The organism is Umezawaea sp. Da 62-37 (genome assembly GCF_032460545.1).
Taxonomy (GTDB): domain Bacteria; phylum Actinomycetota; class Actinomycetes; order Mycobacteriales; family Pseudonocardiaceae; genus Umezawaea.
The window spans coordinates 5,069,002-5,089,642 of the sequence record NZ_CP135965.1 but is presented as its reverse complement, the minus strand read 5'-3'; the positions used below and the strand labels follow the sequence as shown (position 1 = coordinate 5,089,642).

At 72.2% G+C, this 20,641-nt stretch carries 21 protein-coding genes; 17 read left to right on the top strand and 4 right to left on the bottom strand.

Annotation, left to right across the window (positions count from 1 at the left end):
• Positions 1-17 precede the first annotated feature (17 nt).
• From RM788_RS23095 to RM788_RS23065, 7 genes are all read left to right on the top strand, one after another.
• Positions 18-938, top strand: a complete 921-nt coding sequence (locus RM788_RS23095; protein WP_315933828.1) for a proline dehydrogenase family protein — start codon at positions 18-20, stop codon at positions 936-938.
• 20 nt (positions 939-958) lie between these two features.
• On the top strand, positions 959-1,768 hold the full coding sequence (locus tag RM788_RS23090) for a thioesterase family protein (protein ID WP_399344496.1): 810 nt from the start codon (positions 959-961) through the stop codon (positions 1,766-1,768).
• Positions 1,769-1,842: 74 nt separating this feature from the next.
• A complete protein-coding gene (gene proC, locus RM788_RS23085; protein ID WP_315933826.1) occupies positions 1,843-2,655 on the top strand; it encodes a pyrroline-5-carboxylate reductase in 813 nt (270 codons plus the stop codon).
• A gap of 153 nt (positions 2,656-2,808) precedes the next feature.
• On the top strand, positions 2,809-3,021 hold the full coding sequence (locus RM788_RS23080; protein ID WP_106186985.1) for a helix-turn-helix domain-containing protein: 213 nt from the start codon (positions 2,809-2,811) through the stop codon (positions 3,019-3,021).
• 145 nt (positions 3,022-3,166) lie between these two features.
• Positions 3,167-3,268 (top strand): 30S ribosomal protein bS22, encoded by a 102-nt coding sequence (locus RM788_RS23075; RefSeq protein ID WP_015105422.1) that lies wholly within the window; start codon positions 3,167-3,169, stop codon positions 3,266-3,268.
• A 255-nt stretch (positions 3,269-3,523) separates the two neighbouring features.
• Positions 3,524-4,561 (top strand): NAD-dependent epimerase/dehydratase family protein, encoded by a 1,038-nt coding sequence (locus tag RM788_RS23070; protein ID WP_315933823.1) that lies wholly within the window; start codon positions 3,524-3,526, stop codon positions 4,559-4,561.
• Positions 4,562-4,579: 18 nt separating this feature from the next.
• Positions 4,580-5,572 (top strand): lysophospholipid acyltransferase family protein, encoded by a 993-nt coding sequence (locus tag RM788_RS23065; RefSeq protein WP_315933822.1) that lies wholly within the window; start codon positions 4,580-4,582, stop codon positions 5,570-5,572.
• 9 nt (positions 5,573-5,581) lie between these two features.
• Here the strand turns inward: RM788_RS23065 and RM788_RS23060 are convergent, their stop codons facing one another.
• On the bottom strand, positions 5,582-6,166 hold the full coding sequence (locus tag RM788_RS23060; RefSeq protein WP_315933821.1) for a TetR/AcrR family transcriptional regulator: 585 nt from the start codon (positions 6,164-6,166) through the stop codon (positions 5,582-5,584).
• 213 nt (positions 6,167-6,379) lie between these two features.
• Between RM788_RS23060 and RM788_RS23055 the strand changes: the two genes are divergently transcribed.
• Together RM788_RS23055 and RM788_RS23050 are read left to right on the top strand one after the other, a co-directional pair.
• Complete coding sequence (locus tag RM788_RS23055; RefSeq protein ID WP_315933820.1) at positions 6,380-7,228, top strand: alpha/beta fold hydrolase; 849 nt, start codon at positions 6,380-6,382, stop codon at positions 7,226-7,228.
• Between the two features lie 48 nt (positions 7,229-7,276).
• Positions 7,277-8,263 carry a zinc-dependent alcohol dehydrogenase family protein gene (locus RM788_RS23050; RefSeq protein ID WP_315933819.1) on the top strand — a complete coding sequence of 329 codons (987 nt, stop codon included), beginning with the start codon at positions 7,277-7,279 and terminating at the stop codon, positions 8,261-8,263.
• 39 nt (positions 8,264-8,302) lie between these two features.
• Here the strand turns inward: RM788_RS23050 and RM788_RS23045 are convergent, their stop codons facing one another.
• From RM788_RS23045 to RM788_RS23035, 3 genes are all read right to left on the bottom strand, one after another.
• Entirely contained in the window at positions 8,303-9,199 is an 897-nt protein-coding gene (locus RM788_RS23045) for an HAD family hydrolase (protein ID WP_315933818.1), read from the bottom strand.
• A gap of 48 nt (positions 9,200-9,247) precedes the next feature.
• Positions 9,248-10,348: a DUF5667 domain-containing protein gene (locus tag RM788_RS23040; protein WP_315933817.1), complete on the bottom strand. Its 1,101-nt coding sequence runs from the start codon at positions 10,346-10,348 to the stop codon at positions 9,248-9,250.
• A gap of 90 nt (positions 10,349-10,438) precedes the next feature.
• Entirely contained in the window at positions 10,439-11,086 is a 648-nt protein-coding gene (locus RM788_RS23035) for a sigma-70 family RNA polymerase sigma factor (RefSeq protein WP_315933816.1), read from the bottom strand.
• Between the two features lie 171 nt (positions 11,087-11,257).
• Between RM788_RS23035 and RM788_RS23030 the strand changes: the two genes are divergently transcribed.
• The 8 genes from RM788_RS23030 (at position 11,258) to RM788_RS22995 (ending at position 20,615) form a co-directional block, all read left to right on the top strand.
• Positions 11,258-12,733, top strand: a complete 1,476-nt coding sequence (locus tag RM788_RS23030) for an AMP-binding protein (RefSeq protein ID WP_315933814.1) — start codon at positions 11,258-11,260, stop codon at positions 12,731-12,733.
• 42 nt (positions 12,734-12,775) lie between these two features.
• Entirely contained in the window at positions 12,776-13,012 is a 237-nt protein-coding gene (locus tag RM788_RS23025) for a glutaredoxin family protein (RefSeq protein ID WP_315933813.1), read from the top strand.
• A gap of 109 nt (positions 13,013-13,121) precedes the next feature.
• A complete protein-coding gene (locus RM788_RS23020) occupies positions 13,122-14,678 on the top strand; it encodes a molybdopterin-dependent oxidoreductase (RefSeq protein ID WP_315933812.1) in 1,557 nt (518 codons plus the stop codon).
• Between the two features lie 89 nt (positions 14,679-14,767).
• Positions 14,768-15,448 carry a fasciclin domain-containing protein gene (locus RM788_RS23015; RefSeq protein ID WP_315933811.1) on the top strand — a complete coding sequence of 227 codons (681 nt, stop codon included), beginning with the start codon at positions 14,768-14,770 and terminating at the stop codon, positions 15,446-15,448.
• Between the two features lie 436 nt (positions 15,449-15,884).
• Complete coding sequence (locus tag RM788_RS23010; RefSeq protein WP_315933810.1) at positions 15,885-16,697, top strand: redox-sensing transcriptional repressor Rex; 813 nt, start codon at positions 15,885-15,887, stop codon at positions 16,695-16,697.
• A gap of 55 nt (positions 16,698-16,752) precedes the next feature.
• Positions 16,753-18,120 (top strand): glutamyl-tRNA reductase, encoded by a 1,368-nt coding sequence (locus tag RM788_RS23005; RefSeq protein WP_315933809.1) that lies wholly within the window; start codon positions 16,753-16,755, stop codon positions 18,118-18,120.
• Positions 18,117-19,067 (top strand): hydroxymethylbilane synthase, encoded by a 951-nt coding sequence (gene hemC / locus RM788_RS23000; protein ID WP_315933808.1) that lies wholly within the window; start codon positions 18,117-18,119, stop codon positions 19,065-19,067. The genes RM788_RS23005 and hemC overlap by 4 nt, the downstream gene beginning before the upstream one ends.
• A gap of 15 nt (positions 19,068-19,082) precedes the next feature.
• Positions 19,083-20,615 carry a bifunctional uroporphyrinogen-III C-methyltransferase/uroporphyrinogen-III synthase gene (locus tag RM788_RS22995; RefSeq protein WP_315933807.1) on the top strand — a complete coding sequence of 511 codons (1,533 nt, stop codon included), beginning with the start codon at positions 19,083-19,085 and terminating at the stop codon, positions 20,613-20,615.
• Positions 20,616-20,641: the final 26 nt, after the last annotated feature.

The following is a 20,641-nucleotide window of genomic DNA, read 5'->3' as shown; positions in this document are numbered from 1 at the left end:
CACGTAAGGTCAGCCGCGTGAACCCGTTGCGCTCGTTGATCCTCGCGGCGGCGGGCAACGACGCCGTTCGCGGACTCGTGGCGTCGGCCCCTGTCAGCCGCGACGTCGTGCGCCGGTTCGTCGCGGGCGAGTCGACCGCCGAGGCCGTCGACGTGACGAGGTCGCTGGTCGCCGACGGCCTCGCCGTCACGCTGGACTACCTCGGCGAGGACACCACCGACCGGCGGCAGGCCGAGAGCACCGTGCGCAGCTACCTGGAGCTGCTCGACCGGCTGCACGCCGTCGGGCTGGCCGGGAAGGCCGAGGTCAGCGTGAAGCTGTCCGCCGTCGGCCAGGCGCTGGGGGAGAACCTCGCGCTCACCAACGCGTCCCGGATCTGCGCGGCCGCCGAGCAGTGCGGCACCACGGTGACGCTCGACATGGAGGACCACACCACCACGGACTCCACGCTGCGCGTGCTCGCCGAGCTCCGCCGCAGCTGGCCGTGGGTGGGCGCCGTGCTCCAGGCGTACCTGCGCCGCACCCTGGACGACTGCCGCGAGCTCGCGGGCTCCCGCGTGCGGCTGTGCAAGGGCGCCTACGCCGAACCCGACTGCGTCGCCCACGTCGACCCGCACGAGGTCGACCTCAACTACGTCCGCTGTGCGAACGCGCTGCTCGCGGGTGACGGCTTCCCGATGTTCGCCACGCACGACCCGAGGCTCGTCGACGTGATCGGCGAACGGGCGCGTTGGCACGACCGGAAGCCCGGTAGTTTCGAGTACCAGATGCTTTACGGGATCCGCCCCGCCGAGCAGCGACGGCTAGCTTCGGAGGGGAACGTGGTCCGCGTGTACGTGCCGTACGGCGAGCAGTGGTACGGGTACCTGATGCGAAGGCTGGCGGAACGCCCGGCCAACGTCACATTCTTCCTGCGGTCGCTGGTCAGCCGCTCATGACAATTCGTACGAGGAGCTCGGTGCCCACGTTCACGGCCGCCAGTGCAGTGCGTTCGCTCGGAGACGGGACCTACACGGCCAGCCTGCCCGCGGAGTGGACCATCGGTCCAAAGCCGCACGGCGGGTTCCTGCTCGTGCTCGCCGCCCGTGCCGCCACCAGGACGGCGACCGACGCCGTTCCCGGAACCGAGGGTCTCGCCCCCCTCTCCGTCAGCTCCCAATTCCTGCGCGCCCCCGAAGTGGGCCCGGTGCTGCTCCGCACCGAGATCCGCAAGTCGGGCCGCACCGCGACGGTCGTGTCGACCACGCTCGAGCAGCGCGGCCGCAGCTGCGTCGAATCGGTCGTCACCGTCGGCCGCATCCCGGACCAGGCCCCGGACTACGCGGACCTGCCGTCGATCCCGGCCGAGCCGCCCGCCGACGCCATCGACCTGAGCACGATGGAGTCCGGCGGCGTCTACAAGCTCGGCGCCGTCTGCGACGTCCGCCTCGACCAGCAGGGCGCCGGGTTCCTGACCGGCCGCACCGGCGACCCCCTGGTGCTGCGCCTGTGGGTCCGTCCGAAGGGCGAGCGCCCCGACCCGTACTTCGCCCTCATCGCGGGCGACATCTCGATGCCGGTCACGTTCAACCTCGGCCGCTTCGGCTGGTCGCCCACGGTGCAGCTGACCGCCCTGATGCGCGCCAACCCGGCACCGGGGTGGCTGCGGGTGCAGGTGTCGTGCAGCGCCGTGCACGGCCAGTGGTTCGACGAGGACGCCGTCGTGATCGACTCGACGGGCCGGTTGATCTGCCAGTCGCGGCAGTTGGCGCTGACGCCCGCGGGCTGAGCGGTTCCAGGATCTTCCCCACCCGACCGCCACCGGAGCGACTCCGGCGGCGCTCGGGTGGCACCCTTGTCCGCATGACGACGATCGCCGTGCTGGGCGCGGGCAAGATCGGGGAAGCCCTGCTGTCGGGGCTCCTCCGGGGCGGCCGCGAGGCACATGAGCTGCTGTTCACCGAGAAGCACCCGCAGCGCGCGGAGGACCTGGCCAAGCAGTACGGGACCGAGGCCGTGGACGTCGCGGCGGCGGCGGGGCGCGCCGACGTGCTGGTGGTGGCGGTGAAGCCGCAGGACATCGAGCCGCTGCTGGACGAGCTGGCGCCGGTGGTCCGGCCCGGCGCCCTGGTCGTGTCGCTGTGCGCGGGCCTTCCGACGGCCCTGTACGAGCGCAGGCTGCCCGAAGGCACGGCGGTGGTGCGGGTCATGCCGAACACGCCGATGCTCGTTGGCGAGGCGATGAGCGCCATCTCCGCGGGCAGGCACGCGGGTCCCGAGCACCTGGACCTGGTCGAGGAGCTGCTGTCCACGGTGGGCAGGGTGGCGCGCGTGCCGGAGTCGCAGCAGGACGCGGTGACGGCGCTGTCCGGGTCGGGGCCGGCGTACTTCTTCTACCTCGTCGAGGCGATGATCGACGCGGGCATCCTGCTGGGCATCCCGCGCGACCTGGCCGGGCAGCTGATCATCCAGTCGGCTGTCGGCGCGGCGGCGATGCTGGCGCGGGGCGACCAGCACCCGGTGATCCTGCGCGAGGCCGTCACGTCGCCCGCGGGCACCACGATCATGGCGATCAGGGAGCTGGAGAAGCACGGGGTGCGGGCCGCGTTCCTGGCCGCCATCGAGGCCGCGCGGGACCGCTCGGCGGAACTCGGGCGGGCCCACCAGGAGGGCTGATCAGGGAGCCGCTGGGCGCACCGGCCGGGATAGGGGGCCTTTGGACGTCGCAGTAGCCCCACCTGTCCCGCTACTCTCGGAGCAGCACGTGCGTGTCGAACCGTCGGTGGGGAAGCCGACGGCACGACACGTGTCGAAGGACGCGGTGATTGCATGCCTGCGAAGGAGAACGATCGGTCGAGCCTCGTTCAGGTGCAGTTCCTGACCGTGGCCGAGGTGGCCTCCATGATGCGTGTCTCGAAGATGACGGTGTACCGCCTGGTGCACTCGGGAGAGCTGCCCGCGGTACGCGTGGGCAAGTCGTTCCGGGTGCCCGAGAAGGCGGTGCACGCCTACTTGGAGAACGCGTATTTCGACGCCGGGTGACCCTCGTGGTCGGGCCGGTGCGGGGCGCGGGGTAAACTGGGCAGCCGTTCGTGCCTGGTGTCGGCGTGCCCGCTTGACGGGCGCGCGTCCGTAGGTAGCACCGGAGCATGGAGAACCACCAACGTCTAGTAGCTAAGGAACCCGCATGGGCTCGGTCATCAAGAAGCGCCGCAAGCGCATGTCGAAGAAGAAGCACCGCAAGCTGCTTCGCAAGACTCGCGTTCAGCGTCGCAAGCGCGGCAAGTAGCCCACGCGCGGGTTCTTCATCAGCGCTCGACTGCCGCCGATCCCGGTCTTCCGGGGTCGGCGGCAGTTGTGTTTCGGGCGGTTCGCCGTCCCAGCCGGTGGGAGTGGACCCGAGCAGGGCGGGATCGTCCGGTCCGAACGGGTGATTGGCCGGTCCGGTACGCGTGACCTGCGTCAAGGCGGCGCTCCGGGAGGGCGCCGCCACCTCGGAGGCCTTGTAGCATCGGCCAATTGCAGCACCTGGACATGGAGTCGCATGGCGCCCAAGGTCGTTCTCGTCACCGGAGTGAGCCGCTTCCTCGGCGGCAACCTCGCCGCGCGGTTCGCCGCCAACCCCGACATCGAGCGCGTGCTCGGCGTCGACACCGAACCGCCACCGCGCGACCTGCTGCGCCGCATGGGGCGGGCGGAGTTCGTGCGCGCGGACATCCGCAACCCGCTGATCGCCAAGGTGATCGCCACGGCGGGCGTGGACACCGTGGTGCACGCGTCGGTCACGGCCAACCCGGCCGGTCCGACGGGCCGGACGGTCATGAAGGAGATGAACGTCATCGGCACGATGCAGCTGCTGGCCGCGTGCCAGAAGTCGCCGCACGTGCGCAAGCTCGTCGTGAAGTCGACCAGCGCCGTCTACGGGTCGAGCGCCCGCGACCCCGCGGTCTTCACCGAGGGCATGAGCCCCAAGGAACTGCCCTCCAGCGGCTACGCCAAGGACGCCGTGGAGGTCGAGGGCTACGTCCGCGGCTTCTCGCGCCGCAGGCCGGACGTGGACGTCACCACGCTCCGGTTCACGAACTTCATCGGCCCGCGCATCGACACCGTGCTCACCAGGTACTTCGCCCTGCCCGTCGTGCCGACGGTGATGGGTTACGACGCGCGCGTCCAGCTGCTGCACTCCGAGGACGCGCTGGCGATCCTGGAGCGCGCGGCCATGCACGACCTGCCCGGCGTGTTCAACGCGGGCGGCGAGGGCGTGCTGCTCCTCTCGCAGGCGATCCGCCGCGCGGGCAGGCTGACCCTGCCGGTGCCCAGCGCCGCCGTGCCGAGCGTCGGGCGCTTCTTCCGCAGCGCCCGGCTCGTCGACTTCTCGCCCGACCAGATGAGGTTCCTCAACTGGGGCCGGGTGGTCGACACGGGCCTGCTCAGGAGCGAGTTCGGCTTCACGCCGCGCTGGACCACGCGGCAGGCCTTCGACGACTACGTGAGCGGGCGCGATCTGCGGCCCCTCATCGCCCCGGAGCGGGTGGAGGCGGTCGAGCGGGGGCTCCTCGACGCCGCCGCCAGGCTCCGCTAGCACCACAGACCAGAGGAGATGGACCCCGTGGCAGGAGCACGCGTGATCCCGTTGCACGGTGCTGACCGGAACGGCCAGTCCCCGACCGGACCGCGCGGACCGCGTCCGGTCCCGCCGCCCCCGTCGCAGGGGGAACCACCGCTCAGCGTCGCCCCCGAGCCGGAGCCCACCGAGTGGGAGGGGCGCCTCGGCGGCCTCCTCGACTTCGTCCGCAGGCGCATGGCGGGCGACTACCACGTCGACGAGTTCGGCTTCGACGCCGACCTGACCGACAACGTCCTGATGCCCCCGCTGAAGCCGTTGTACGAGAAGTGGTTCCGGGTGGAGACCATCGGCGTCCACAACATCCCCGCCGAGGGCGGCGCCCTCCTGGTCGCCAACCACTCCGGCACGCTCCCGCTCGACGCGACGATGACCGCCTTCGCCGTCCACTCCGAGCACCCCGCCAGGCGGCACCTCCGGATGCTCGGCGCCGACCTGGTCTTCAAGACGCCGGTGCTGGGCGCGCTGGCCAGGAAGTCCGGTCAGACCCTGGCCTGCAACCCCGACGCCGAACGCCTGCTGCGCTCGGGCGAGCTGGTGGGCGTGTGGCCGGAGGGCTTCAAGGGCATCGGCAAGCCCTTCAAGGACCGCTACAAGCTCCAGCGCTTCGGCCGGGGCGGGTTCGTCTCGGCGGCGCTGAACACCGGCGTCCCGATCATCCCGGTCTCGATCGTCGGCGCCGAGGAGATCTACCCGATGATCGGCGACGTCAAGGCGCTCGCCCGCCTCTTCGGCTTCCCCTACTTCCCGGTGACGCCGACGTTCCCGCTGCTGGGCCCGCTGGGCGCGATCCCGCTGCCGTCGAAGTGGTACATCGAGTTCGGCGAGCCGATCCACACCGACGGCTTCGGCGACCACGCGGCGGACGACCCGATGCTGGTCTTCAACCTCACCGACCAGGTGCGGGAGACGATCCAGCAGACGCTCTACCGCCTGCTGACGCAACGCCGCAACGTCTTCCTGGGGTAGGCCGGACCCCTACGGCAGTTCGACGCCCTGGGCCGCCAGGAGGGTGCGGGCGGTGGCGTGGACGCTGTCGGGCAGCGGCTGGTCGCGGACCGAGCCGTAGGACATGGCGCCGTCGAAGACCATGGAGAGCTGCTCGGCCAGCAGATCGGGGTCGGTCGCGCCCGCGGCTTCGGCCATCGCCCGGAAGTAGCCCTGGAGCCTGTCCTTGTACGAGATCGCGATGCCGCGCACCGGGTGCCCGACGTCGGCGATCTCGGCGGTGGTGTTGAGCACCGGGCAGCCGCGGAAGTCGGGCTCGTGCGACTTGCGCTGCGTGGCGGCGAAGACCTCCAGGATGTTCCCGGCGGCCGACAGTCCGCTGTCCTCGCCGGGGATCAGGCCGTCCAGGAAGCGGTCGGTCGCGCGCGGCAGGTAGGCCGCGATCAGGTGGTCCTTGCTGGGGAAGCGCTGGTAGAGGCTGCGCTTGGAGACACCCGCCACCTCCGACACGAGGTCGACCCCCGTGCTGGTGATGCCGCGGCTGGCGAACAGCTCGCAGGCGGCCGTGAGCACGCGCTCGCGCACCCCGTCCAGCGCCTGAGCCTCAGTGGTCATGCGTCCACCCTAACCCGCTGACCGGACATGGGGAAACAGATCTGTGTCCCCCCGGTCGGGTGAGGAAACAGATCTGTGTATCGTGATGCCGCCAAGGGAAACAGATCTGTTTCCCCGGTGCTCGTAGCCGCGAATCCGAAGCCTCGGGCCGCATGGGCGCAACGCCCGTCGCGGCAGTTCGCCACGCCCGTTTCCGCTCGTCCAGGAGTGCCGATGACCCACACGCAGCTCACCGCCCCGAACCGGACGCTGTCCGCGCCCGGCGGCGTGACCTACGCCTACCGCCGCTTCGGCGACGCCACGACCCCGGCACCGCCGGTGCTGTTCCTCCAGCACCTCCGCGGGAACCTCGACAACTGGGACCCCGCCCTGGTCGACGCCATCGCCGCCGAGCGCGAGGTCGTCCTGCTCGACAACGTCGGGGTCGGCGGGTCGACCGGCGCGGTACCCACCACCGTCCACGGGATGGCCGTCGGCGCCCTCGCCTTCGTCGACGCCGCCGGGCTGTCGGGCTACGACCTGTTCGGCTTCTCCCTCGGCGGTTTCGTCGCGCAGGAGATCGCGCTGATCCGTTCCCACCAGGTCCGCCGGATCGTGCTGGCGGGCACCGCGCCGCAGGGCGGGCGGGGGTTCCACCCGTTCGCCGGGCCGGTGCTGGACGCCGTGATGACCGACGAGCCGGGCGCCGAGGAGTTCCTCGGCCTCTTCTACACCGCCAGCCAGAAGAGCCGGACCAGGGGGATGGAGTCCCTCGGCCGCGTCTTCGCCCGCCAGGAGGACCGCGACGAGCCGACCGACCTGGCCACCAGGGAGGCGCAGATGCTCGCCATCAGCGCGTGGGGCGTCCCGGACATCACCAGGCTCGGCAGGCTGGCGGCCATCACCCAGCCGGTGCTCGTCGCCAACGGCGACCGCGACGTGATGACGCCCACGGAGAACAGCTACCTGCTGGCCGGGCACCTGCCGAACGCGACGCTGCGGATCTACCCCGACGCGGACCACGGCTTCCTGCACCAGTACCCGGCGGAGTTCGCGCACGAGGTCAACCGCTTCCTCGGCTGACCCGCCCGACCCGCCGCACCGGACCACCCAGCAGATCAGGGGAGAACCATGGCTCGACAGATCCACTTCGACACCACCGGCGGCCCGGAGGTGCTCCGCCTGCGCGAGGCGCCGGTGCGCGGGCCCGGCGCGGGCGAGGTCGTCATCAGGGTGGACGCGATCGGCGTCAACCGGGCGGACGTGATGTTCCGCGAAGGCCGCTACTTCTACCCGCCGACGCTGCCCTCCGGGCTCGGGTACGAGGCCGCGGGCGTCGTGGAGGCGATCGGCCAGGGTGTCACCGAGGCGGTGGTGGGCGACCTCGTCGCCGTCCTGCCCGCGTTCAAGCTCACCGACCACGGCACCTACGGCGACCACGTCGTCGTGCCCGCTGGCTCCCTCGTGCCCCGCACGGCGGACCCCGTCACCGCGGCGGCCACGTGGATGGCCTACGTCAGCGCGTACGGCGCGCTCGTCGAGGGCGACCCCGTGGCGAAGGGCGACCACGTGCTGCTGATCGCCGCCACCGGCGGGGTCGGCCTGGCCGCCATCCAGGTGGCGAACAGCATCGGCGCCGTCCCGATCGCGACCACCCGGACGCCCGCGAAGAAGCAGCGGCTGCTCGACGCCGGCGCCGCGCACGTCGTCGTCACCGGCGAGGAGGACCTCGTGGGGCGGGTTCGCGAGATCACCGGCGGCCGGGGCGTGACCACGGCGATGGACCCGGTCGGCGGGCCGGGGCTCGCCGAGGCCGCCGGCACCGTGGCCCCCGGTGGGCGGCTGCTCGCATACGGCCTGCTGGACCCGCGCAACGACCTCTCACGGGGGCTGCCGACGATTCCGGGCATCGACCTCGGCCTCTACACGCTGTTCCCGGTGACCTACGACGTCGAGCGCCGTCGCCGCGCGGTCGAGTTCGTGCAAGCCGGCCTCGACGACGGCGCGTTCACGCCGGTCGTCGACCGCACCTTCGACCTGACCGAGTTCGCCGAGGCCCACCGGTACCTGGAGTCGGGCGCGCAGTTCGGCAAGGTCGTGCTCACCGTCGGCCGCTGACGGCACGTCGGGCGGACGGGCGCCGCCCGTTCGCCCGGCTCAGGCGTGCCGGCGCCGATAGGCCATGCCGACGGCCACCGCGCCGGCCAGCGCGCCCGCGCCCAGCACCGACGGCACGCCGATCTTCGCGGCCTTGCGCCCGGTCCGGAAGTCCCGCACCTCCCACCCGCGACGGCGGGCGGTCTCCCGCAGCCCGGAGTCCGGGTTCACGGCCACCGCGTTGCCCACCACGGACAGCATCGGCACGTCGTTGGCGGAGTCGGAGTAGGCGGTGCACCGCCGCAGGTTCAGGCCCTCCTTGGCGGCGAGCGCCCGGACGGCCTGCGCCTTGGCCTTGCCGTGCAGCAGGTCCCCGACGAGCCTGCCGGTGTAGATCGAGTCCTGCGACTCGGCCACGGTCCCCAGCGCCCCGGTCAGGCCCAGCCGCCGGGCGATGATCTGCGCGAGCTCCACCGGGGTGGCGGTGACCAGCCACACCCGCTGACCCGCGTCGATGTGCTTCTGCGCCAGCGCCTGCGTCCCGGTCCAGATCCGGTCCACCATCAGCTCGTCGTAGATCTCCTCGCCGAGGGAGACCAGTTCCGCCACGCTCCGGCCCGCCACGAACGACAACGCCTGCTCGCGCATCGCCTTGACGCTCTGCGGGTCCTCCCGGCCGCCCACGCGGAACTTCAGCTGCTGCCACACGAACCCCGCGAGGTCCGAGGTGTTGAAGTAGTCCCGTGCCGCCAGTCCGCGCGCGAAGTGGAACATCGACGCGCCCATCATCATGGTGTTGTCGACGTCGAAGAACGCGGCGGCGGTGAGGTCCGTGGACGGTTCCGCCGGATCGTCCATCGGCAGTGCGAAGGCCAGCGCCGCTTTCGCGGAGGCCTCTCCGGCCTCGGCGGCCGCCTTTTCACGGTCCGCCGAGCTCTCTACCCGCCTCCACGACACAGCCAGCGCCTCCTGGTCAACCTGCGAGCTCCGCCACCAGGGTAGCGATCAGGTTCCGAACCGGATGCCGGGCAGGCCGGAGAGCGGCACGGGCAGCGGGATCACGAGCGTGGGCAGCCCACTGGCGGGCACGGTCGGCAGCACCGACGTGATCGGCAGGTCCGGCAGGATCTGCGGCGTGCCCGACGCCGCACCGGTGGTCGGGGTACCGGGAACCGGCGCCGACGCGGGTGGGGCCTGCACCGACGGAACGGTCGCCCGCGGCTCGCTGACCAGGATCGACGGCTGCCGGGGCGGGGCGGAACCCTGCGTGGTGGGCGGCGGCGCGCAGGGCGTGGTCGCGGGCAGCGGCCCGATGTCGTCCGACGCGCCGGTGGTGACCGGCGAGCAGTTCGTCCTGGCCCGCAGCTCCGCGGCCCGCTGACCGATCCTGGACAGCAGGTCCAGCGAAGTAGCCGATCGGGTCACGGCGGGCTCGGGCAGCCGGGGCTCCAGCGCCGCCAGCCGCTCGGCCTGGGACCCGGACCAGTCGGCCAACGTCGCCAGCACGCGCTCGTCGGAGTTCGCGCCGACAGTCGCCAGCTCGCGGGCACCGGCGGCCGCGTCGGCGTCGAAGTCCGCCAGCGCGCCGAGGAACCCGCCCAGCGGGGCCTGGTCGTCGTACTTGTCCGCGAGCGTCTCCATCTCGACCAGCCGCGCGGCGGCGAACTCCAGCCGCTTCAGCGCCTTCGACTCGTCGCCGAAGGTGAACCCGAGCGAGGCCGACTCGGCGGTCCGCTTCATCCCGTACAGGGCGTCGCCGGGCAGCGCGTCCCGGCTGAGCAGCAGGCTCATCCCGGCCAGCGACAGCACCAGGCAGAGCGCGGCCGCCGCGGCGACCGCCAACCGACCCCGCGCGCTCGACCGCCGCTGCTTCGGCAGGAGCACGACCGGCGCGGTCGGCCGTTCGGCGCCGAGGACCCGCGCCCGCATCCGCTCCCGCGCCGCCGCGTCGGGACCGCTCCCGGCGGCCGCGGCGCGCAGCAGGTCGACGACGGCCAGCTCGTCGGCGAGCTCGGCGTCGACGTCGTCCGGGCGCGCCTCGACGGCACGGGCGAACCGCTCGTGCTGCCTGCGACGCCCCAACGGCGTGATACCTCTGCCCACCATCCCGCACCAACTCGACTTGACGGACGACCCGACCCGAACAACGAAAGGAGGTGTGCGGGGGTTACGCGCACCGGCGCTTTGCGATCGTGATCACCGCAACCAGGACGGCAGCAGCGTGGCCAGCCGCCGCACGGCGCGGTGCTGCAGGGCCTTGATCGCGCCTTCGTTGCGCCCCATCCTGGCGGCCGTCTCGGCCACCGACAAGCCCTGGATGAACCTCAGCGTGACGCACTCCCGCTGGTCCTCGCCGAGCTGGCCGACGCACTTGAGCAGCTCCGCGTTGGTCGCGTCGGTCAGGACCTCCTGCTCGGGACCGCTCGCGACCTCGCGGTTGTCCGCCAGCTCCGCGGTGGTGATCTCCAGCCGGTAGCGGCTCGACTTCACGTGGTCGTAGACGATGTTGCGCGCGATCGTGACGAACCACGCGCCGACGTCGCGGCCCTGGTAGCTGACCGAGCCGATGCTGCGCAGCGCCCGCAGGAACGTCTCGCTCGTGACGTCCTCGGCCAGGTTCCGGTCGCCGACGCGGAACAGGACGTACCGGAAGACGACGTCCACGTACCGGTCGTAGAGCACGCCGAAGGAGTCCGTGTCGCCCTCCTGGGCGGCACGGACCAGGTCCCACGGCGACCGCGCCGCGTCGGACTCCTCGGCCGTGGTGGACCACCCTCCTGCGCTCCGCGTCGAACCCGACGTCCGCGGCGTCCGGACGTCGTTCGCGCGCCCCCTTGAGATCATCGGGTAGCGGCTCCTCCACAGGTTCGCCGTGGCGAGAGCATACGTCTGGTTACTCCTTAGTAGGTAGCGTCGGGCCGTCACGGTTGCGCGACGTGTGAGCCATGCCTACATGACCGGGGCCACGCGTGACAGACTGCTGCGAGGTCCGGGAGTGTTCATCAGGAGGTCACCTTGACCGAGTCTGCCCGCAACGTCGCCGACCTGGTCAGCGCCTCCGCGCTGCGCGGGCCGCAGCACGTCGCGTTGATCGACGCGACGAGCGGGGCGAAGCTCACCTGGCGGCAGGTGGACACCGCGGTGAACGCGCAGGCCCGCGTGCTGGTCGACGCCGGTGTCGCGCCCGGTGACCGGGTCGTCGTGAGGCTGCCCACGGGGCCGGAGTTCTGCGTCGCGGTGTTCGGGATCCTGCGCGCGGGCGGCGTCGTCGTGCCCGCGGGCCCCGGCCAGCCGCTGCGGGAACTCGAACGCCTGGTCTCCGACAGCGGCGCCCGCCTGCTCGTCGGCGACCCGGGTGGCGCGGACATCACCGTGATGGGCCCGCCCGCCCTGGTGGTCGAGGACGAACTCGGGTTCACCCCGATCGGCGGCGACGAGGACCTCGCCGTGCTCGGCTACACCTCCGGCACCTCCGGGGTGCCGCGCGGCGCGATGCTCACCCACCGCGCCCTGATCGCGAACGTCGGCCAGTGCGCCGCCCTGCGCCCCGCCCCGGTGACCGCGGGCGACCGCGTCCTGCTGGCGCTGCCCCTCTTCCACGTCTACGGCCTCGGTCCCGGCCTGTTCCAGGTCGCGGGCGCGGGCGCGACGGCCGTGCTGCTGGAGCGCTTCGACGCCGAGGCCGCCGTCACGGCCGTGCGCGAACACCGGATCACCACGGTCGTCGGCGTGCCGCCGATGTACCGGGCGATCCTCGCGCTGCCCGCCGACCGCCTCGGCGACAGCCTCTCGACCGTCCGCCTGTTCACCTCCGGCGCGGCCCCGCTCGCCGCGGGCGTGCTGGACGCCATGCGCACCGCGGTGGGCCTCCCCGTCCACGAGGGCTACGGCCTCACCGAGACCGGCCCCGTCCTCACCTCGACCCTCGTCGGCGGCTTCCCGAAGCCCGGCTCCGTCGGCCGCCCGCTCCCCGGCGTCGAACTCCGCCTCGTCGACACCGACGGCGGGGTCCTCGACCAGGACGAGGACGAACCCGGCACCGGCCTGGTCTCGGTCAGGGGCGCCAACCTCTTCAGCGGCTACTGGCCCGACGGCGACCACGGCCCCGACGCCCAGGGCTGGTTCCGCACCGGCGACGTCGGCTACCTCGACGCCGACGGCGACCTCCACCTGGTCGACCGCGCGGGCGACCTGATCATCGTCAACGGCTTCAACGTGTACCCGCACGAGGTCGAGAAGGTGCTCGGCGAACTCGACCAGGTCGCCGAGGCCGCCGCCGTCGGCGTCCCGGACGACCGCACCGGCGAGTCCGTGAAGGCCGTCGTCGTGCTCAAGGAGGGCGCCGAACTCGACGCCGACACCGTGCGGCAGCACTGCGCGGCCCGGCTGGCGAAGTTCAAGGTGCCGACCGCGGTCGAGTTCGCCGACGAGCTGCCGCACTCGGCTACCGGCAAGCTCGCCCGCTCGCGGCTGCGGATCCCGCAGGCCTGAGCCCGCCGCCCCGCCCCGCGGCGGGTCGGGGACGATGGTCGGGTGAGCCACCACGTGACGCTGATGACCCGTGTGGACTGCCACGCGTGCGAGCAGGCCAGGGCCGACGTCGAGCGGATCTGCGGCGACCTGGGCGTGCCCTGGTCCACCGAGGACGTCGACGCCGACCGGGAACTGCGCGCCGAGTACGGCGACCGGGTCCCGGTGATCCTGGTCGACGGCGAGGAGCACGGGTACTGGGAGGTCGAGGAACCGCGCCTCCGGGCCGCGCTGGCCTGATCCCGGCGAACGGGCCCGAGCTGATCACCGGTGCCCGGATGATTACCGTCTGCTTACCGCTCCGGCCCCGGTGGGCGAACCGGCGGCCGGTGGGCGTCGAATGTGCAGCATGGACCCTTCCGCTCAGCCCGCACCGAAGCCGCCCCGCCTCGCCGCCCCGGTCGCGGCGCTCATCGGCGTGCTGGCGGTGGCCGCGGCCCTCACCGCCGGACACCTCGTCGCCGGGTTCGTGGGTCCGTCGGCGTCGCCGTTCCTGGCGGTCGGCAACACCGCCATCGACCTCACGCCGCTCCAGCTGAAGGACTTCGCGGTCCGCACGTTCGGCACCTACGACAAGCTCGTGCTGCTCGGCGGCATGGCGCTGGTGCTGCTGGGGGCCGCGGTGGTGGCGGGGCTGCTGTCGCGGCGCAGTCCGCTGCCGGGGTCGATCCTGGCCGGGGCGCTGGGGCTGCTGGGGGTGGCCGCGGTGCTGGCCAGGCCGGATTCGGGGCAGCTCAGCGTGCTGGCGCCGATCGCCAGCCTGGTGGCGGGCATCGCGGTGTTCCGCTGGCTGCACCGGACGGCGCTGGCCCGGCGGGGCGACCCGTCGCCGGAGGGCAGGCGCACGTTCCTGATCGCGCTCGGCGCGACGGCCGTCGGCGCGGGCCTGGCCGGTCTGGTCGGCCAGTTCCTGGGCAACCGGATCGACGTCGAGGGGTCGCGCAGCGCGGTCGGGGCGATCAAGCCCACGACGCCCGCGGCGCCGATCCCGGCGGGCGCGGACTTCGCGAACCAGGGGACGCCGAGCTTCATCACGCCGAACGCCGACTTCTACCGCGTGGACACCGCCCTGAGCGTGCCGCGGCTGCGCGCCGAGGACTGGAAGCTGCGGATCCACGGCATGGTCGACCGCGAGATCACCCTGAGCTACGACGACCTGCGCTCCCGCGACCTGGTGGAGCGCACGATCACCATGACCTGCGTGTCCAACGAGGTCGGCGGGCCCTACGTGTCGACCTCGAACTTCACCGGCGTGCTGCTGCGCGACGTGCTGATGGAGGCCGGGGTGAAGTCCGGCGCGGACCAGCTGTTCGGCACCAGTTCGGACGGGTGGACCGCGGGCACCCCGGTGGACGTGGTCATGGAGGAGGACAGGGGCGCGATGCTCGCGCTCGGCATGAACGGCGAGCCGCTGCCGGTCGAGCACGGGTTCCCGGTGCGGATGATCGTGCCCGGCCTGTACGGCTACATCTCGGCGACCAAGTGGCTCGTCGACCTGGAGCTGACCACGTTCGACGCCAAGCAGTCGTACTGGATCGACCGCGGCTGGGGCAGGCTCGGCCCGATCAAGACCATGTCCCGGATCGACTCCCCGAAGGGGCTGAGCCGGGTCCGCAGCAGTGGGAAGACGACCGTTTCGGGGGTCGCGTGGGCCCAGCCGACCGGCGTCGCGAAGGTCGAGGTGCGGACCGACGGCGGGCCGTGGCAGGACGCCACCCTGGCCGCCGACGTCGGCGGCAGCACGTGGCGGATGTGGAAGGCCGAGCTGGACCTGCCCGTGGGCGGTCACACGGTCGAGTGCCGCGCCACCGACAAATCGGGATTCGCGCAGCCCCAGGCGAGGGTGGCACCCATCCCCGATGGCGCCACCGGGTGGCATTCAGCCTTCTTCACGGTAGAAAAATAACTCGTACGAGTGAAAGTCGAACCGGATCGCGAACCTGGTCGAACATCCTCATGACTAGCGAATCAGAAAATCAACAAGGAGTGATCCGCGTGAGGAAGACCCAGCTCGCCATCGTCGGTGCGATCGCCGCCGCCACCCTGTCGATCGCGGCCTGCGGCAGCAGCGACACCGCCTCCTCCGGTAGCTCGTCCACCGCCGGTGCCGCGACCACCACCAGTGCCGCAGCCGCTCCCACCTCGTCCTCCGCCGCCGCCGCGGCGGCCGGTGACGGCGTCACCCAGACCACCGACGTGTTCGGCCCCGGCTGCGCCTCGGTGCCGCAGGACCCGGCCAACAAGGGGTCGCTCCAGGGCATGGTGTCCGACCCGGTCGCCACCGCGGCCAGCAACAACCCGCTGCTCACGAAGCTCGTGGCCGCCGTCACCGCCGCGAACCTGGGCGACACGCTGAACTCGCAGCCCGCCATCACCGTCTTCGCCCCGGCCGACCCGGCGTTCGCCGCGCTGGGCGACGCCAAGTTCGCCGAGCTGGCCGCCGACCCGGCGACCCTGGGCAAGATCCTGCAGTACCACGTCGTCGGCAAGCGCTACGACGCCAAGGGCCTCGAGGCCGCCGGCACGGTCGACTCCCTCACCGGCCAGAAGCTGACCATCGCCGGTTCCGGTGACACGATGACCGTGAACGGCGCGCCGGTGCTGTGCGGCAACGTCCCCACCAAGAACGCGACCGTGTTCGTCATCGGCCAGGTGCTCACCCCGCCGGCCGCGTAATTCCGGAGCTTTTCCACGAAGCGGTACCGCAGGGCGAGAGGAATGCGCCCCGCGGTACCGCTTCGTCGTTGTCCCGCCCGGTCGTCGCAATTCCGCGACCGGGCGTTCGTCATGCGGGCCTGCTATACCAGTGGTAATGCGAATCGCGCGAGAACGGCGAATTCGACCGAACATGGGACGAATGCTCCGGAACTGAATCGGTGGAGGTGACCCGAGCCTCGTCGGTGGAACGGGGGAAGTCACCCGATCCGTGGTCCGATCCGCAGGTCACGGGCTGTGACCAGCGGGCGAGCGGCGGCGCGGCGGAGATCGCCGACTTTGTGCATACCTTCACAAGCGGTACGGTGGTGAAGTCACACCGTCAGATGCCGGAGCGGTTTCCCCGCCCGATGCCGACGGGTCCGTGCGTCCGCTTTCGTGGGTGAGGAGTTCCAGCGTGGTGGCTCAGCGGGGCGAGGGTGACGAGGTCGTGACCACCACCCCGGGGACGTCCGCCGCCCAAGGGGCTCCGGTCGTCCCGGAGCAGGACGAGGTCGTCGTCCGCGAACGCGCCCGCGCCATCCCGGAGGCCGCCGTCGCCCGCCTCGCGGTGTACCTGCGGGTGCTCTCCGGCATGGTCGACCAGGGTGTGACGACGATCTCCAGCGAGGAGCTGTCCGCGGCCGCCGGGGTCAACTCGGCGAAGCTCCGCAAGGACCTCTCGTACGTCGGCTCGTACGGCACCAGGGGCGTCGGCTACGACGTCGAGGTGCTCGTCAGCCACGTGGAGCGCATCCTCGGCCTGACCCGCAAGCACAGCGTCGCGGTGGTCGGCATCGGTAATCTTGGTCACGCCCTCGCCAACTACGGCGGGTTCCAGAGCCGCGGCTTCCCGGTCGCCGCGCTCTTCGACGTCGACGACGACCTGACCGGGGTGCCCGTGGGTGGCATACCGGTCAACCACATCGACGACATCACGGCGGTCTGCGTCGAGCGCGAGGTGTCGATAGGGGTCATCGCGACACCGCCCCAGGCCGCGCAGGCGGTCTGCGACCGTTTGGTATCCGCAGGCGTGCAGTGCATCCTGAACTTCGCACCCGTCGTCCTCCAGGTCCCGGACGACGTCGAGGTGCGCAAGGTCGACCTGGCGGTCGAGATGCAGATCCTGTCGTTCCACGTGGCGCGGCGGGCCGACGAGGCCTCGGCCGAGCAGGCGGCGAACGACTTGATCAACGGAGTGGGCGTGGACAGGGTGGTGATTCGCCCGTGAGTGCGCGAATCGGCTCGACCGCGAGCCGGACGGCTCGCGGAGACGTGGTGACGGCATGAGTGTGCTTGTCGTCGGTCTCTCGCACCGCACCGCCCCCGTCCCCGTGCTCGAACGGGTCACCGTCGCCGAGCCCGACCTGGGCAAAGTCCTCGGCGAGCTGCTGCGCAGCCCGAGCGTCTCCGAGGCGATGCTGCTCTCGACCTGCAACAGGGTCGAGGTCTACGCCGTCGTCGAGACCTTCCACGGCGGCATGAACGACGTGGTGAACGTGCTGGCGGACCAGGCGGGCGCCGAGCCCGCCGAGCTGTTCGAGCACCTCTACGTGCACTACGCCGCCGCCGCCGTCGAGCACGTGTTCCGGGTCGCGGGCGGCCTGGACTCCATGGTCGTCGGCGAGGCCCAGATCCTCGGCCAGCTGCGCTCCTCCTACACGACCGCGGACCACGCGGGCACGATCGGCCGCTCGCTGCACGAGCTGGCGCAGAACGCGCTGCGCGTCGGCAAGCGCGTGCACACCGACACCGGCATCGACCACGCGGGCGCCTCCGTCGTCTCCGAGGCGCTGTCCGACGCCGCCGTCGAGTTGGGCGGCCTTGCCGGTCGTCGTGCACTCGTCGTGGGCGCTGGCTCCATGGGCGGCCTGGCCACCGCGCACCTGCGCCGCGCAGGCATCGGCGAGGTCGTGATCGCCAACCGCACGGCCGCCAACGGCGCCCGGCTGGCGCAGGCGCTGCGCGCCGAGGGCGTGCCCGCCAGCTCCGTCGACCTCGTCGAGCTGCGCTCCGAGCTGGCCGACGCGGACGTCGTGTTCGCCTGCACCGGCTCGATGGAGACCGTCGTCGGCGTCGAGCTGCTGGCCAGCGCCCTGCTGGACCGCGACCCGAGCCGCCCGCTGGTCGTCTGCGACCTCGGACTCCCGAAGGACGTCGACCCCGCCGCCGCCGACCTGGCGGGCGTGACGGTGGTCGACCTCGAGACGTTGCAGCGCAGGCTCACCGACGCGCCGACCGGGCAGGACGCCCAGCGCGCGAACGAGATCATCGGCGAGGAGGTCCGCGCCTACCTGGCGGGCCAGCGCTCCGCCGAGGTGACCCCCACGGTCACGGCGCTGCGCAAGCGCGCCGCCGAGGTGGTCGACGCGGAGCTGCTGCGCCTGGACACCCGGCTGCCGGAGCTGGACGCCGCCGTGCGCGGCGAACTCGCCAAGACCGTCCGCAGGGTCGTGGACAAGCTCCTGCACACCCCGACCGTGCGCGTGAAGGAGCTGGCATCGGCTCCTGGCGGCGCCGGTTACGCCGAGGCGCTGCGCGAGCTGTTCGGCCTCGACCCCCACCTACCTACCGCCGTCAGCCAGACCCGCGCGGAGCAGGCCACCGACGGCCCGCTCGCCGGGCCGAGCACGAATACAGGTGAGAAGCGGTGAACCGCATCCTCAGGATCGGCACCCGCGGGAGTGCACTGGCACTCGCGCAGACCGGCCACGTCGCCGAAGCCCTCGAGAAGGCGGGTGCGAAGGTCGAGATCGTCGTGGTCTCCACGCCCGGTGACCGCTCCTCCGCGCCCATCGCGGAGATCGGCGTCGGCGTCTTCACCTCCGCGCTGCGCGACGCGCTGGCCGGCGGCGAGATCGACGTCGCCGTGCACTCGTACAAGGACCTGCCCACCGCACCGGACCCGCGTCTGGTGCTCGCCGCCGTGCCGCCCCGCGAAGACCCGCGGGACGCGCTCGTCGCCCGTGACGGCCTCACCCTCGGGGAGCTGCCGTCCGGTTCGACCGTCGGCACCGGCTCGCCGCGGCGGGCCGCTCAGCTCGAAGCGCTCGGCCTGGGACTCACCATCGTCCCGCTGCGCGGCAACGTCGACACCCGCATCCGGAAGGTCACCGACGGGGAGCTCGACGCCGTCGTGCTGGCCCGTGCGGGGATCGCGCGCCTCGGCCGCACCGCCGAGATCACCGAGACCTTGGAGCCGATCCAGATGCTCCCCGCGCCCGCCCAGGGCGCTCTAGCAGTGGAATGCCGGGTCGACGACGTCGACACCGAGCACCTTCTTCAGTCCACTTTGGACGACTCGTCCAGTAGGGCCGCGGTAACCGCGGAGCGCGCCATGTTGGCCGCGCTCGAAGCTGGTTGCAGCGCGCCGGTCGGCGCACTGGCCGATGTGGTGGAAGATCTCGTGGAAGACGCAGCTGATGGTTCGACACGTGTCGTCCTTCGCCTGTCCTTGCGCGGGGTCGCGGCGACTCCGGAGAACGAGATGCTCCGGGCCTCCGCCACCGGTGACTTGACCGCAGCAGAGGAACTCGGCCGCGCGCTGGCCGCCGAGTTGCTCGACCTCGGGGCCGCGGTGCTCAGCGGCCCGGAGGCGTAGATGGGGAGTGCCCTGATGACCCGCGCACGCAAGACCCCCGGCCGAGTCGCATTCGTGGGCTCCGGCCCCGGCGACACCGGGCTGCTCACCGTTCGGGCCCACGACCTGCTCGCGAGGGCTGAACTCGTGGTCGCGGACCCCGATGTGCCAAGCGACATCGTCGCGCTGGTGCCAGAGGGCGTCGAGGTCCGGCCCGCCGTCGGCGAGCCCGCCGACGTCGCGAAGGACCTCGTGGCCGAGGCGAAGAACGGCCACACCGTCGTCCGGCTCGTCGCGGGCGACCCGCTCACGCTCGACTCGGTGGTGAAGGAGGCGCAGGCCGTCTCCCGCACCAGCATCGCGTTCGACGTGGTGCCGGGCGTGCCCGCCGGTACCGCGGTGCCCGCTTACGCGGGTGTCGCGCTCGGCGCCGTGCACACCGAGGTCGACGTCCGCGGCACGGTGGACTGGGCGGGCCTCGCGGCCGCGCCCGGCACGCTCGTGCTGCACGCCAGCGGCAGCCACCTCGCCGAGGCGGCCTCCTCGCTGGTGGAACACGGCCTCGCGCCGCAGACCCTGGTCGCGGTGACCGTCGACGGCACCGGCTTCGGCCAACGCACCATCGACACCACGCTCGCCTCGCTGGCCTCGGACGCGGGTGACCTCTCCGGTCCGCTCGTCGTCACGGTCGGCGCGGCCGTCGCGGGTCGCGCCCGGCTCTCCTGGTGGGAGTCGCGCGCCCTGTACGGCTGGCGGGTGCTGGTGCCGCGCACCAAGGAGCAGGCGGGCGCGATGAGCGACCGGCTGCACTCGCACGGCGCCATCCCGGTGGAGGTCCCGACCATCTCGGTCGAGCCGCCCCGCAGCCCCGCGCAGATGGAACGGTCGGTCAAGGGGCTCGTCGACGGCCGCTACCAGTGGGTCGTCTTCACCTCGACCAACGCCGTCCGCGCGGTGTGGGAGAAGTTCCGCGAGTTCGGTCTGGACGCCCGCGCGTTCTCCGGCGTGAAGATCGCCTGCGTCGGCGAGAGCACGGCCGCGAAGGTGCGCTCGTTCGGGATCATCCCCGAGCTCGTGCCGTCGGGCGAGCAGTCCAGCGAAGGCCTGCTGAACGACTTCCCGCCCTACGACGACATCCTGGACCCGGTCGACCGGGTGCTGCTGCCGCGCGCCGACATCGCCACGGAGACGCTGGCGGCCGGTCTGCGCGACCGCGGCTGGGAGATCGACGACGTCACCGCGTACCGCACGGTCCGGGCGGCCCCGCCGCCCGCCGACACCCGCGAGATGATCAAGTCCGGCGGTTTCGACGCGGTGTGCTTCACCTCGTCGTCCACCGTCCGGAACCTGGTCGGCATCGCGGGCAAGCCGCACGCCCGCACGCTCGTCGCCTGCATCGGCCCGCAGACCGCCGAGACCGCACGGGAGTTCGGCCTCCGGGTCGACGTGCAGCCGGAGGAGGCGAACGTCCCGGCGCTCGTCGACGCGCTGGCCCAGCACGCCGCCCGGCTCCGCGCCGAGGGCGCGCTGCCGCCGCCGCGCAAGACCAAGCGCCTGCGCCGCTCCTGACAGGGACCGAACCACAAGGCCATGCT